Genomic DNA, 12,659 nt, shown 5'->3' on the forward strand with positions numbered 1-12,659 from the left:
CCGGGAGCAGATCCATGACCAATCAGCCGACGGAGGTTTATCGCATCTTCGGGGCGGAGATGTCGCCCTATTCGGTCAAGGTGCGATCGTATCTGCGTTACAAGGGCATTCCGCATCAATGGATATTGCGCAATGCGGAAAGCGAGGCGGAGTTCGCGCGGCACGCCAAGCTGCCGATCATTCCGCTGGTGGTCGCCCCCGACGAGGTGCCGATGCAGGATTCGACGCCGATCATCGACGCGCTGGAGCTCGACTTTCCGCAACCCACGATTCATCCCGGCGACGCGCTGACGAGCTTCATCTCGGCCTTGATCGAGGAGTTCGGCGACGAGTGGGGCAACAAGTGGATGTTCCATTATCGCTGGGCCCGCGATATCGACCAACGCGCCTCGGCCGGACGCATCGCCCGCATCCGCGCCCCCAGGGCGGACGAGGCCGAGTGCGGCAAAGTGGCGGATAAAGTCCGCGCCCGCATGGTCGAGCGGCTCTGGTATGTCGGCTCGAACGAGATCAACGCGCCGCAGATCGAGCAGGGCTTTGCCGAGATGCTCGACCTGCTCGAACGGCATCTCTCGGTCAGGCCGTATCTGTTCGGCCACCGTCCGGCCTACGGCGATTTCGGACTGTGGGGCCAGCTCTACGAGCTGTGGACCGATCCGACCGCCGGCGCCCTGATCGAAGGCCGCGCGCCGCATGTGCTGGCCTGGATCCACCGCATGCTATGGCCGCGCGCCGAAGGCGAGTTCGAGCTGTGGCCGGAACTGTCACTGACCTTGATGCCGATCCTGACCCGCCAGGTCGGCGCGCTGTTCATGCCGTGGACGCTCGCCAACGAGCAGGCACTGGCGGAACAGCGCGACGTCTTCAGCGTGCAGCTGGGTGACTTCACGTGGACGCAGAAGCCGCAGAAATATCATGCGCGCTCGTTGGCCATGCTCCGCGGCAAATACGCGTTCCTGCACGATCGCAGCCGACTCGACGTCGTGCTGGAGGAGATTGGTTGCCTCGCCGGATTGCAGCCGCGCCCCACCTGAGGGCGCGCGGCAAAAATGTGGGGACGAGCCGTAGGAAGTCGGCCGCCGGTGCATTAGCTTGATTGCTGCGGACGCTTTGGCCCAAGGACCTGCCCATGGACATCCCAGCCTACAAGATCGCCCTCATCGTCGGTGCCGGCGAAGGGCTCTCGGCCTCGCTGGCGCGGCTGTTCGCGCGCGAGAAGATCCGCGTGGCGCTGGCCGCGCGCAAGATCGAGAAGCTCGGCGCGCTCTGCAACGAGACCGGCGGCCGCGCCTACCCCTGCGATGCGACCAATCCGGAGGAGGTCGAGCGGCTGTTCGGCATCGTCGAGCGCGAGATCGGCGCGCCTGATCTCGTGGTCTACAATGCCAGCGCGCGGGCGCGCGGAGCGCTCACCGATCTCGTGCCGGCCGACGTGCAGGAGTCGATTGCCGTCAGTGCCTTCGGCGGCTTCCTGGTGGCGCAGCAGGCGGCGCAGCGCATGCTGCCGAACAAGCACGGCGCGATCCTGTTCACCGGCGCCTCCGCCAGCGTGAAGGGCTACGCCCAGTCGGCGCCGTTCGCGATGGGCAAGTTCGCGCTGCGTGGCCTCGCCCAGAGCATGGCGCGCGAACTGTCGCCGCAGGGCATCCACGTCGCGCATTTCGTCATCGACGGCGGGATCAGGAGTGCGGCAAGGCAGGAGCCCGCCGAGCGCCCGGACTCGATGCTCGACCCGGACGCCATCGCTGCCAGCTATTGGAGCGTGCTGCAGCAGCCGCGCAGCGCCTGGAGCTGGGAGATCGAGCTCAGGCCGTGGGTGGAGATGTTTTGAGGCGCGGCGTAGTCATTCGATTGCCGATGCTCGCCTCAGAATGACTGTCTTCGCCCGGCTTGACCGGGCGATCCAGTACGCGCAACTCGCGGAGAGGAACGTGGACAGACCGCAGCGTATGGGATACCCCGCCTGCGCGTGGCATGACAGACGTCATATCATGAATGTGCTATGATGCGCGGCTCACGGTCCACTACTCTCAGGCCGCCGCTTGGCGATTCCGTAGACCGGTGCCTCAGCTCCTTCTCGAACCGCACCAAGGTCCAGTCATCGGGATACTGGCGAAGATCGAAGCCGGACTTCCTGGCGAGCGCAATCATCACGTCGTTGGTACGCAGCGCGTCACCCGACAGCGTGACGCCGCCGAGCGCAACCGCACGGCGCTCGAGATTCGCGATCAGCGCCGGGCCGATGCCGTGGCCCTGCCAGCGGTCCTGCACCGACAGGCCGAACTCGACGCGGCCGGTATCGCGGTCGAGCGCGTAGCGCGCCTCGGCCACAATGCTCTCGACGCCGTCGTGATCCATCACGCCGATCAGGCTGTAACGGTCGTTGCGGCCGAGCGCGACGAAATCGTCGAGCACAGCCGGAGGCAGTTCGCTCAGCGCGCCGAGGAAACGCTTGTGACGCGAGCGCGGGCTCAAGGAGCGCACATAGGTCTGCAGCGCCTCGGCATCAGCCGATGTCACGAAGCGCAGCCGCACCTCCTCGCCACGCCGGGTGAGAATGGCGTTGGACGCGACGGCGAAATCGGCAACGGCGGACGTCGGCATGACGGACTCCGGCGGAGATCAAATTGCCGGCGCCCTCCTTTGCGGAGCGGCGCCGGCGCGGCGGGACGAGTGAGGGGCTCAACCCCGCCAGAACGGCTTGTCGATCTCGGCGGCGATATCGCTACGGGACAGGCCGAGGTCGTGCAGGTCGCGCTCCGACCATTGCGCCAGCTCGTGCCGTGTGCGGTAGCGGAAGCGCCAGGCGGCGAGCAGCTCGGCCACCCCCGACCAGAAGCCGGGAGTATGATGTTTCGTCATTGACGAGGAGACGTAGAAAGACATGAAAGCCTCCTGTATTGCACTGAGCCTGCACTATCGGAGGCTTGCCTTTCATCTACAAACGACATTTACTACCGCTTCGGATGATATAACGTCATGCAAACGGGAGACCCTGAGTGACCCGGCTGCCGTCGCTGAATGGATTGCGGGCGTTCGAGGCCGCGGCGCGGCATCTGAGCTTCACCCGCGCGGCCTCCGAGCTGAACGTGACGCAGACCGCGATCAGCCATCAGATCAAGCGCCTGGAGGATGAGCTCGGGCTGCGCCTTTTCGTCCGCCAGAACCGTAGCTTGGCGCTGACGCCGCAGGCCCGCGACTATCTCCCGCTGGTGCGGGCGGCGTTCGACGATCTCCGGCTGGCGACCGAGCGGCTGGTGCGCAAGGACAACGCCAAGGTGCTGACGGTCTCCACCATCGCCTCGCTGGCCGCCAAATGGCTGCTGCCGCGGCTGACGGCCTTTCAGGAGGCCCATCCCGGCATCGACGTGCGGATCACGACCTCGACCGGCCTGGTCGATTTTCGCAAGGACGACGTCGACGCCGCGATCCGCTATGGCCGTGGCCATTGGCCGGGCGTGCGGGCGGAGTGGCTGATGGCCGACGAGCTGTTTCCGGTGTGCAGTCCGGCGCTGCTGCAGGGCGACAAGCCACTACGCTGTCCGGAGGACCTCGCACATCACACGCTGCTGCAGGTCAGCGGCGGCTATGACGACGACTGGCGGCTATGGCTGACCGCGGCGGGTCTGCCGGTGGAGATGTCGAGGCAGGGTCGGCTGAGCTTCGACCTGTCGCTGATGACCGTTCAGGCCGCGATCGACGGGCTCGGCGTCGCGATCGGGCGTACGGCCTACGTCCAGGACGACATCGCCAAGGGCCGGCTGGTGGTGCCGTTCAAGATGACGCTGCCGAGCGATGCCGGGTTCTATCTGGTGACGCCGGAGGGCCGGACCGATCCGCCGAAGCTGAAGGCGTTCCGGCAATGGCTGAAGGGTGCAATGCAGCAGAAGTCGGCCACCGCCAATTCTGTTCAGGCCTAGGGCGCCTTGAGCGCAAGGCTATTGGCCGCCAGGGCTGGGCGTGGCAGATTGTCGCACCTTTCCCCTCGGCCGGCGTAGAAATCCTCCGCACGAGCCTCTCGACGGTAGGAGTTTCCCCGCGTGCCCTCAACGTCAATCCCGCAGCCGGCTACGATCCATTCGCGCATCGGCGCGATCCTGCGCGCCACCAGCGGCAATTTCCTCGAGCAGTTCGACTTCTTCCTGTTCGGCTTCTACGCGCCGATCATCGCCAAGGCGTTCTTCCCATCAGAGAACGAGACTGCATCTCTGCTCAATGCGTATGGCGTGTTCTGGCTCGGCGCCCTGATGCGACCGGTCGGCGCCATCGTGCTCGGCGCCTATGTCGACAAGATCGGCCGGCGCCAGGGCCTGATCGTGACGCTCGGCATCATGGCGGTCGGCACCGTTGTCATCGCGTTCTGCCCGACCTATGCGACGATCGGCATCGCGGCCCCGATCATCGTGCTGCTCGGGCGGCTGTTGCAGGGCTTCTCGGCCGGCGTCGAACTCGGCGGCGTGTCGGTCTATCTGTCCGAGATCTCCACGCCCGGCAATCGCGGCCTCTACACCTCGTTCCAGTCGTCCAGCCAGCAGGTCGCGATCTTCGTCGCGTCGGTCATCGGCTATGTGCTCAACCAGGCCATGCCGGCGGACATGGTGGCGGCCTGGGGCTGGCGCATCCCGTTCTTCATCGGCTGCCTGATCATTCCGCTGATCTTCTTCCTGCGCCGCACGCTGGAGGAGACGCCGGCCTTCCTCGCGATGAAGAAGCACCCGACCGCGCGCGAAGTATTCGCCTCGGCGCTGGAGAACTGGCGCATCGTGATCCTCGGCATGATGATCGCGGTGCTGACCACGACGACGTTCTACTTCATCACCGTCTACGGTCCCGGCTTCGGCAAGCAGCTGAAGCTGTCGGCGTCGGATTCACTGCTCGTCACTTTGCTGGTCGCCGTGACCAACTTCTTATGGAATCCGGTCGGCGGCGCGGTGTCGGATCGGATCGGACGCAAGCCGGTGCTGGTGACCATCGCGGCTCTGGCGTTGCTGACCGCCTATCCCGCCTTGCACTGGCTCGCGGCGGCGCCGAGCTTCGGCAAGCTGCTCGCGGTCGAAATGCTGTTCTCGTTCTATTTCGGCGTCTACAGCGGCACCATGCTGGGCTGCCTGGTCGAGATCGTGCCTGCGCATGTCCGCACCACCTGCTTCTCGATCGCCTTTGCGCTGGCGGCCGGCCTGTTCGGCACCGCGACGCCGGCGGTCTCGACCTGGCTCATCAACAAGACCGGCGACAAGGCCTCGCCCGGCTACTGGCTGATGTGCGCCGCCGTGCTCGGTATCACCGCAGCGATGACCGTCTATCGCGGCGGCCGCCAGGCCGTCGCGGCGCGCGAGCCGGTCATTGCGTGATCGCTGCGAGGGGCAGCGCCCTTCCTTGGCGCGCGCTTTCGGCGCATGATGATGGGGATGAACAGCAGCCGGCGGCAGCGGGTGTCGACGCTGCCGAAGGATGACCGCCATGCAGCACCTCATCGCTGTCGCCGAGAAGGTCGCGGCGCGGCTGATCGCCAACAAGCAGACCATTGCCGTTGCGGAGTCCTCCGCCGGCGGCCTGATCGCGGCGGCGCTGCTCGCGGTGCCCGGCGCCTCCGCCTATTTCCTCGGCGGCGCCGTGGTCTATACGCGCGACGCCCGCCGCGTGCTGATGGACATTCCGGACGAGGCGATGAAGGGCATCCGCTCGGCGTCGGAGCCTTATGCGGAGCTGCTGGCGCGGCAGATCAGGACACGCTTTGCGACCGATTGGGGCTTGTCGGAGACCGGCGCGGCCGGCCCGACCGGTAACCGCTATGGCGACGCGGCTGGCCATGCCTGTTTCGCGGTGGCCGGCCCCGCGACCGCTGTGGTCACCCTGGAGAGCGGCCGCAGCGACCGCTTTGCCAACATGCAGCTGTTCGCGCAGAGCGCGCTGGAGCTGCTCTTGCAGAAGCTCGACGAGTAGCCCCGGTGTCGTCCCGGGCAAGCCCGGGCGCCGACCCGGGACCCATACCGCGTGATCTCGCTTGAGGCAGGCCACACGTTGAGCCTTCGGGCAAGCCAATGTCCGCCGGTGGTTATGGATCCCCGCGTTCGCGGGGATGACACTGAGTTTGGGGCAGCGCCAATGGTCTCGAAACAGCGGCGTGATCGCCTTGCCTCACTTCTCCCGGAACGCACGCATCAGCTGGTCGTGCAGCGGCTTCATCAGGTAGGAGATCACGGTGCGGTCGCCGGTCTGGACGAAGGCTTCGACCGGCATGCCCGGAATCAGCTTGACGTCGCCGAGCCGGGCGATCTCCTCCGGCGGCATCGAGACGCGGATGGTGTAATAGCTCTGGCCGGTGCGCTGGTCGGTGGTGACGTCGGGCGAGACGCGGCTGACGACGCCGTTCAATTCGGGCGTGGTGCGCTGGTTAAAGGCGGAGAGCCGCAGCAGCGTCTTCTGGCCGACCTGCAGCTTGTCGATGTCCTGCGGATTGACCTTGGCCTCGACCTGGAGGTCGTCGCTCTGCGGCACGATCAGCATGATGGTGTCGCCGGCGGTGATAACGCCGCCGACGGTGTGGACGCTCGACTGCAGCACCATGCCGTCCTGCGGCGCGCGGATGTCGACGCGGCGAAGCTGGTCCTCGGCGGTGACCTTGCGCTCGACGAACTCGCCGATCTTGTCGGTGGTCTCGCGCAGATCCTTGGACACCTCGCTGACCATGTCCTTGTCGACCTGGATGATCTGCAGCTCGGTCTCGCTGATCTTGCCCTTGGCCTGGGCGCGCGCGGCGATGAATTGCGCGCGCTCGCCGTTGAGGCGGGCGGCGTCGCGCTCCAAGGTGGTCAGGCGCGACAGCTGCACCAGATGCTGCTCATAGAGCTGGCGCACGCCGTCGAGCTCCTTCTGGACCAGCGCGATCTCCTGGTCCTTGGCGCTGACCTGCGCCGAGAGGCCCTCGATCTCCTCGTTCAGCTGAGTGACGCGCTCGCGCAGCTGCGCCTTCTGGCCGATGCGGCCGTTGACGCGGACCTCGAACAGCTTGGTCTCGCTCGCCGTCAGGCTCTTGACCTCGGGATCGCTCATGCGCTGCAGCAACTGCGGCGGAAACAGGATCTTGGCCCAGCCACGCTGCTCCGCCTCGAGCCTGGCGGCGCGCGCCTGCAACGCATCGAGATTCTTGGTGACGATGGCGAGACTCGCCTTGGTCACGGTGTCGTCGAGCCGCACCACGATGTCGCCGGACTTGACGACGTCGCCGTCACGCGCCCGGAGCTCGCCGACCACGCCGCCGGTCGGATGCTGCACCTTCTTGACATTGGATTCGACCACGATCTGGCCCGGCGCGATCAACGCGCCGGAGATCTGCTGCGTCGCGGCCCAGCCGCCGAGCCCGCCGGCGACTGCAACGACGACGCCCATGCCGACCAGCAGGTGGCGCCGGATCGACTCGCGCACGCTCTCCGGCTTGCGCGCCCTCGGAAGAGGACCAGCGACGACCTGACTGCTCATGACTTCGTCACTCCGGCCTCCGAGACGATCTTGATCGGTGCCGGCGGGCGCGGCTGAAGCACCTGCGCCAGCACCGTCTCCTTCGGACCGAAGGCCTGCGCGCGGCCGTCCTTCATCACCAGGACCTGATCGACCGCCTCGATGCCGATCGGCCGGTGTGCGACGATGACCACGATCGCGCCGCGCGCCCGCGCCGAGCGCACCGCGCGCGACAACGCCTCGTCGCCTTCGGTGTCGAGATTGGAGTTGGGCTCGTCGAGCACGATCAGGAACGGGTTGCCATAGAGCGCGCGCGCCAACGCCACGCGCTGCGCCTGCCCCGCCGACAGCGCGGCGCCCTGCTCGCCGATCTCTGTATCGTAGCCGTCGCGCATCTTGATGATCATGTCGTGCACGCCGGCCTCCTTGGCGGCGGCGATGATGCCGTCGGCGGCGGCTTTCGGATCGAAGCGGCAGATGTTCTGCGCCACGGTGCCGCCGAACAGCTCGACATCCTGCGGCAGATAGCCGATGTGTCGGCCGAGCTCGTCCGTCGACCATTGGTCGAGCGCCGCGCCGTCGAGCCGGACATGGCCGCGCACCGGACGCCAGACGCCGACCAGCGCGCGGACCAGCGACGACTTGCCCGACGCGCTCGGGCCGATGATGCCAAGGCCATTGCCGGCGGACAGCGCGAAGCTCACGTCCTGCACGATCGCCTTCTGGTCCCCCGGCGCGACGATCGAGATGGCCTCGACCGAGAGCTTTCCGACCGGCGGCTGCAGCAGGGTCGGCGCCGGTCGCTGCGGCATCGTCTGCAACAGATGGCTGAGACGGCGCCAGCTCTGGCGCGCGGCAACGAAGCTCTTCCAATGCGCGATCGCGAGATCGACCGGCGCCAGCGCCCGCGCGCTCAGGATCGAGCCGGCGATGATGATGCCCGCGGTCGCCTCCTGATGGATCACGAGATAGGCGCCGACCGCGAGCACCGCGGACTGCAGCATCATGCGCAGCACCTTGGCGATGGCGCCGAGGCCGCCGGCGACGTCGCTGGCGCGCTGGTTGCCGGCGAGATACTTCTCGTTGGTCTCGCTCCAGCGAGACAGCATGCGCCCGGTCATGCCCATCGCGACCAGCACCTCCGCGTTGCGCCGGCTTGCGGTGGCGAGATCATTGCGGCGGGCGGCGAGCCCCATCGCCTCCTTGGCGGGAGTGCGGGTGAGGAATTCGGTGATCAGCGTCAGGGTGACGAGGATGATGGCGCCGGCCAGCGCGGTGACGCCGAGCATCACGTGAAAGGCGAAGCAGATTGCCAGATACAGCGGCAGCCACGGCAGATCGAAGAACGCGCCCGGCCCCTGGCTGCCGAGAAAGCTCCTGATGTTGTCGAGGTCGCGCAACGGCTGCAGCCCTTCGTTGCGACCGCCGGCCGCCAGCGGCAACCGCACCACGGTGTCGAACACCCGCGCGTTCAGGCTCTCATCCAGGGCGGTGCCGATGCGGCCGAGAATACGGCTACGGATCATGTCGAGCGCGCCCTGGGCGGCGTAAAGCCCGGCGGCGATGATGATCAGGCCGATCAGGGTCGGCACGGACCGGCTGGGCAGCACCCGGTCGTAGACCTCGAGCATGAAGATCGAGCCGGTGAGGTAGAGCAGGTTGATGATGCAGCTCATCGCCCCAACGCCGATGAAGGCGCTGCGGCAACCGCGCAAGGCATCGCTGAGCTCGGATTGCCTCACGTGCGGTGCGGCCGCCATCACCACCATCTCTTCAATTGATCAAATGAGCTGCATGACCGCCGATCAAAAGCACAAACTGGCGGCAAACAAGGCGAAATATACTGATTCCTGCGGTGAGCGTCCAACGATGCTCACTTTAGCGTAAATTAGCTATGTGCTTGGGTATGTCGCGTGGCGCAGTGCAAACGTTCAGCCGCGCCGGATCGCAAGCCCTAGAGCCGCCCGCCGGTCCGCACGAGCCGCACCACCAGCAGAAGAATGATGGCGCCGAGCGCGGAATAGACGATTTCCGACACGAGGCCGGTCCCGATCCGGACGCCAAGCCGCGGGAAGATCAGGCTCGCGACCAAAGCGCCGAGCACGCCGATCACGATGTCGCCGACCAGCCCGAAGCCGGTGCCGCGCACGATCTTGCCCGCGAGCCAGCCTGCAACCAGGCCAACGAACAGAATGACCAGGATACCTTCGTTCGATACGTGCATGGCGTGTCCTCATCCGGCGCGGACGATCGGTCCACGCGTGACGGCACCTTAACGAGGCCGCTGCGACGCTTCGACACGCGATGCGCGGTTTCGGCCGGTGAGTAGCTCGTTTCGGGCGAACCGTTACGTCGCCGCCACACTTGCCGGCGCCTCGGCCAGGATACAGCGCGCCAGCCGCTGCGGCCCGAGCGCAATGTTCGGCGGCATTGCCTCCGAGCAGCGCGGCTGCGCCAAGCTGCAGCGCGGTGCGAATGAGCAGCTCCGCGGCGCCCGGTCGAGCGAGGGTGGCGTGCCGGGAATGGTCTGCAGCCGCTCGCCGCGCCTGGCACCGTGGATCGTCGAAGCCAGCAGGCCGCGCGCATAGGGGTGCACGGGTTGGCGCACGATCTCGCGCAAGCTGCCTTGCTCCACGATCTCTCCGGCATACATCACGGCGAGGCGGTCGCAGATCTCGATCGCGACGCCGATGTCGTGGGTGACGAAGATGACGGACATGCCGAACTCGCGCTGCAGTTCGCGCAGCAGCAGCAGGATCTGGATCTGCACGGTGGCGTCGAGCGCCGTGGTCGGCTCGTCGGCGAGCAACACTTTCGGCCGGCACGCCAGCGCCAGCGCGATCATCGCCCGCTGGCGCATGCCGCCGGACATCTCGTGCGGATAGGACTCCAGGCGACGCTTCGCCGAGGGAATCCTGACGACGTCGAGCATCTCCAGCGCCCGCGCCTGCGCTTCTGCAAAACTCTTGCCCTCGTGCCGCATGACGGTCTCGGCGATCTGCCGGCCGATGGTATAGACCGGATCGAGTGCAAGCCCCGGCTCCTGGAAGATCATCGACACGGAGCGGCCGCGAAACTGCGACAGCTCCTCGTCGTTCATCGCCAGCACGTCGCGGCCCAGCACCTTGACACTGCCAGAGATCTGCGTCCGCTTGTTCGGCAACAGCCGCATCAGCGCCCGCATGGTCACGCTCTTGCCCGAACCGGACTCGCCGAGCAGGCCGAGCACCTCGCCGTCGCCGAGCGACAGGCTGACGTCGTTCACCGCATGCACGGTGCGCTCGCCGGTGAAGCGGATGGTGAGATTGTCGATCTCGACGAGGTTGGTCATGGGGAGGCTATCTCACCTTGTCGTCAGGAATGCCGTGGCCAATTGCGAAGTGAGCTGCCACCCTCCCCTGGAGGGGAGGGTCGGCTCGCACGAAGCGCAGCGGAATGCGAGACGGGGTGGGGTGACAGCCCCTCCATGGACTCGCTTCCAAGGGGAGAGACCGTCACCCCATCCCGATTGCGCATGCCATGCGCAATCGACCCTCCCCCTCCAGGGGAGGGTGAAACCATCGAGCGGGAAACACAGGTCTCCCTCATGGCAGCGTCGGCACCCTGGCGTGGAAATCAGTCGCGCGCTGGAAGGCGGCGCCGATGGTCAGGATCGTAGCCTCATCGAACGAGCGGCCGATCAGTTGCATGCCGACCGGAAGACCCGTCGACGTGAAGCCGGTCGGGATCGCCAGCGATGGCAGGCCGAGATAGTTCACCGGGCGGGTGAAGCGGGTGATGCGCTGGATCACGGCCTCCGCACCCGGCGCGCCGCCAACGTCGCTCTCGACGATCGAAGGTGTCACCAGCGGCGACACCGGTGCGACCACCGCATCGACGCCTGACGTCGCTGCGACATGCGCCGCCAGGGCCGCACCGCGCCAGCGCAGCGCCTCGAGATAGGTCACACCGGAGACCGCCAGCGCGTTCTGCAGCCGCATCAGCACCTGCGGGCCATAGTCCTGCGGACGCTCGATCATCCAGCGCTTGTGGAAGGCGGCCGCCTCGACCGCGAGCACAAGCTGGCAGGCTGCGGTGAGCTGGCGCTGGTCCGGCAGCTCGACCTGAACCACATCGGCGCCCTCGGTCTTCAGGACCGCGATCGTCGCATCGAGACAGCGCGCCACCTCAGGATCGAGGTCGTCGACATAGAACGCCTTGGGCACGCCGATCCTGAGACCCTTGATCGAGGCCTGGGTGGCCGCGACATAGTCCGGCACGGGCGCGGCGCTGGCGGTCGGATCCTCGGGATCAGGACCAGCCATCAGCCCAAGGAGCAGCGCGCAATCCTCGGCGGTCTGAGCGAGAGGTCCGACCGTGTCGAGCGACTGCGACAGCGGCATCGCGCCGGCGCGGCTGACGCGGCCCCAGGTCACCTTCAGGCCGGTCACGCCGCAGAAATTCGCGGGCATGCGGATCGAGCCGCCGGTGTCGGAGCCGAGCGCCGCAAAGGTGAGACGCGCGCCGACCGCCGAGCCGGAGCCGGACGACGAGCCGCCGGTGACGTAGCCGAGCTTCCAGGGATTGTGCACCGGACCGTAATGCGCGTTGTGTCCGGTCGGGCCATAGGCGAACTCGGCCATCTGCAAGGTGCCGAGCCGGATCGATCCGGCATCCTTCAGCCGCTGCAGCGCGGTCGACGTCGTCGTCGCCACGAAGTCGCGCCGGATCAGCGAGCCGCAGGTCGAGACATGACCGGCCTCGTAGTACATGTCCTTGTGGGCGAGCGGCACCCCGTGCAGCGAGCCCTTGGGGCCGTGCTTGGCGAGCGCCGCGTCGGCTTCGCTTGCCGCCTTCAGTGCCGGCTCGGACTCGATCGCCATGAAGGCGTTCAGCTTCGGCTGCCACTGCGCGATGCGGTGCAGGCAGGCGCGCGTCACCTCGACCGAAGAGAGCTTCCTGTCCGCGATCGCCTTCGCGACGTCGGTCAGGGTCATCAAGGCAGGTTCGGTGCTCATCGGCCCACCTTCAGCGTCTGCGCCACGACGTAGCTCGCAGGCTCCAGGTCGAACGGCAGGGTGCCGGCGACCGCGGCGAAGTTGTCGAAGGCCGGTCCGATCGAGTCGGCGATGCGGGTCGCAACCTCCTTGTCGACGGGCAGCCCGGAGGCCTCCGCGATGGCACTGACTTGCTGGGGCGTGGGTCTGGTCATTCCGCTTCTC

At 66.9% G+C, this 12,659-nt stretch carries 14 protein-coding genes; 6 read left to right on the forward strand and 8 right to left on the reverse strand.

Going from position 1 to position 12,659, the window contains the following annotated elements; all coding sequences use genetic code 11:
* The first annotated feature begins 14 nt into the window (after positions 1 to 14).
* Complete coding sequence (locus QW881_RS20535; RefSeq protein WP_315753601.1) at positions 15 to 1,034, forward strand: glutathione S-transferase family protein; 1,020 nt, start codon at positions 15 to 17, stop codon at positions 1,032 to 1,034.
* Positions 1,035 to 1,129: 95 nt separating this feature from the next.
* A complete protein-coding gene (locus QW881_RS20540) occupies positions 1,130 to 1,831 on the forward strand; it encodes an SDR family NAD(P)-dependent oxidoreductase (RefSeq protein ID WP_315753603.1) in 702 nt (233 codons plus the stop codon).
* Positions 1,832 to 1,989: 158 nt separating this feature from the next.
* Here QW881_RS20540 and QW881_RS20545 read toward each other — a convergent pair whose 3' ends face one another.
* Together QW881_RS20545 and QW881_RS20550 are read right to left on the reverse strand one after the other, a co-directional pair.
* A complete protein-coding gene (locus tag QW881_RS20545) occupies positions 1,990 to 2,604 on the reverse strand; it encodes a GNAT family N-acetyltransferase (protein WP_315753605.1) in 615 nt (204 codons plus the stop codon).
* Positions 2,605 to 2,682: 78 nt separating this feature from the next.
* Positions 2,683 to 2,886, reverse strand: coding sequence for a DUF1127 domain-containing protein (locus QW881_RS20550; protein ID WP_315753607.1), 204 nt, complete (start codon positions 2,884 to 2,886; stop codon positions 2,683 to 2,685).
* Between the two features lie 113 nt (positions 2,887 to 2,999).
* On the opposite strand from QW881_RS20550, the gene QW881_RS20555 reads away from it, so the two are divergent.
* The 3 genes from QW881_RS20555 (at position 3,000) to QW881_RS20565 (ending at position 5,943) form a co-directional block, all read left to right on the forward strand.
* Positions 3,000 to 3,920, forward strand: coding sequence for a transcriptional regulator GcvA (locus QW881_RS20555; protein WP_315753609.1), 921 nt, complete (start codon positions 3,000 to 3,002; stop codon positions 3,918 to 3,920).
* A gap of 120 nt (positions 3,921 to 4,040) precedes the next feature.
* Positions 4,041 to 5,351 carry an MFS transporter gene (locus tag QW881_RS20560; protein ID WP_315753611.1) on the forward strand — a complete coding sequence of 437 codons (1,311 nt, stop codon included), beginning with the start codon at positions 4,041 to 4,043 and terminating at the stop codon, positions 5,349 to 5,351.
* A 109-nt stretch (positions 5,352 to 5,460) separates the two neighbouring features.
* Complete coding sequence (locus QW881_RS20565; RefSeq protein WP_315753613.1) at positions 5,461 to 5,943, forward strand: CinA family protein; 483 nt, start codon at positions 5,461 to 5,463, stop codon at positions 5,941 to 5,943.
* Between the two features lie 195 nt (positions 5,944 to 6,138).
* Here the strand turns inward: QW881_RS20565 and QW881_RS20570 are convergent, their stop codons facing one another.
* Positions 6,139 to 7,479, reverse strand: coding sequence for an HlyD family type I secretion periplasmic adaptor subunit (locus tag QW881_RS20570; RefSeq protein ID WP_315753615.1), 1,341 nt, complete (start codon positions 7,477 to 7,479; stop codon positions 6,139 to 6,141).
* The gene (locus tag QW881_RS20575) at positions 7,476 to 9,218 is read right to left on the reverse strand and encodes a type I secretion system permease/ATPase (protein ID WP_315753617.1); all 1,743 of its coding nucleotides are present in this window, start codon (positions 9,216 to 9,218) and stop codon (positions 7,476 to 7,478) included. The genes QW881_RS20570 and QW881_RS20575 overlap by 4 nt, the downstream gene beginning before the upstream one ends.
* On the opposite strand from QW881_RS20575, the gene QW881_RS20580 reads away from it, so the two are divergent.
* Positions 9,121 to 9,345 carry a hypothetical protein gene (locus QW881_RS20580; RefSeq protein ID WP_315753995.1) on the forward strand — a complete coding sequence of 75 codons (225 nt, stop codon included), beginning with the start codon at positions 9,121 to 9,123 and terminating at the stop codon, positions 9,343 to 9,345. The genes QW881_RS20575 and QW881_RS20580 overlap by 98 nt on opposite strands.
* A gap of 67 nt (positions 9,346 to 9,412) precedes the next feature.
* On the opposite strand, the gene QW881_RS20585 is transcribed toward QW881_RS20580, so the two are convergent.
* The 4 genes from QW881_RS20585 to QW881_RS20600 all read right to left on the reverse strand — a co-directional run bounded on the left by QW881_RS20585 (position 9,413) and on the right by QW881_RS20600 (position 12,649).
* A complete protein-coding gene (locus QW881_RS20585) occupies positions 9,413 to 9,682 on the reverse strand; it encodes a GlsB/YeaQ/YmgE family stress response membrane protein (RefSeq protein WP_315713716.1) in 270 nt (89 codons plus the stop codon).
* A gap of 123 nt (positions 9,683 to 9,805) precedes the next feature.
* Positions 9,806 to 10,789: an ABC transporter ATP-binding protein gene (locus tag QW881_RS20590; protein ID WP_315753619.1), complete on the reverse strand. Its 984-nt coding sequence runs from the start codon at positions 10,787 to 10,789 to the stop codon at positions 9,806 to 9,808.
* A gap of 253 nt (positions 10,790 to 11,042) precedes the next feature.
* On the reverse strand, positions 11,043 to 12,455 hold the full coding sequence (locus tag QW881_RS20595; RefSeq protein WP_315753621.1) for an amidase: 1,413 nt from the start codon (positions 12,453 to 12,455) through the stop codon (positions 11,043 to 11,045).
* On the reverse strand, positions 12,452 to 12,649 hold the full coding sequence (locus QW881_RS20600) for a hypothetical protein (protein ID WP_006611297.1): 198 nt from the start codon (positions 12,647 to 12,649) through the stop codon (positions 12,452 to 12,454). Before QW881_RS20600 ends, QW881_RS20595 begins: the two co-directional genes overlap by 4 nt.
* Positions 12,650 to 12,659 lie beyond the last annotated feature (10 nt).

Source organism: Bradyrhizobium sp. SZCCHNS3016 (genome assembly GCF_032484535.1).
GTDB lineage: Bacteria > Pseudomonadota > Alphaproteobacteria > Rhizobiales > Xanthobacteraceae > Bradyrhizobium.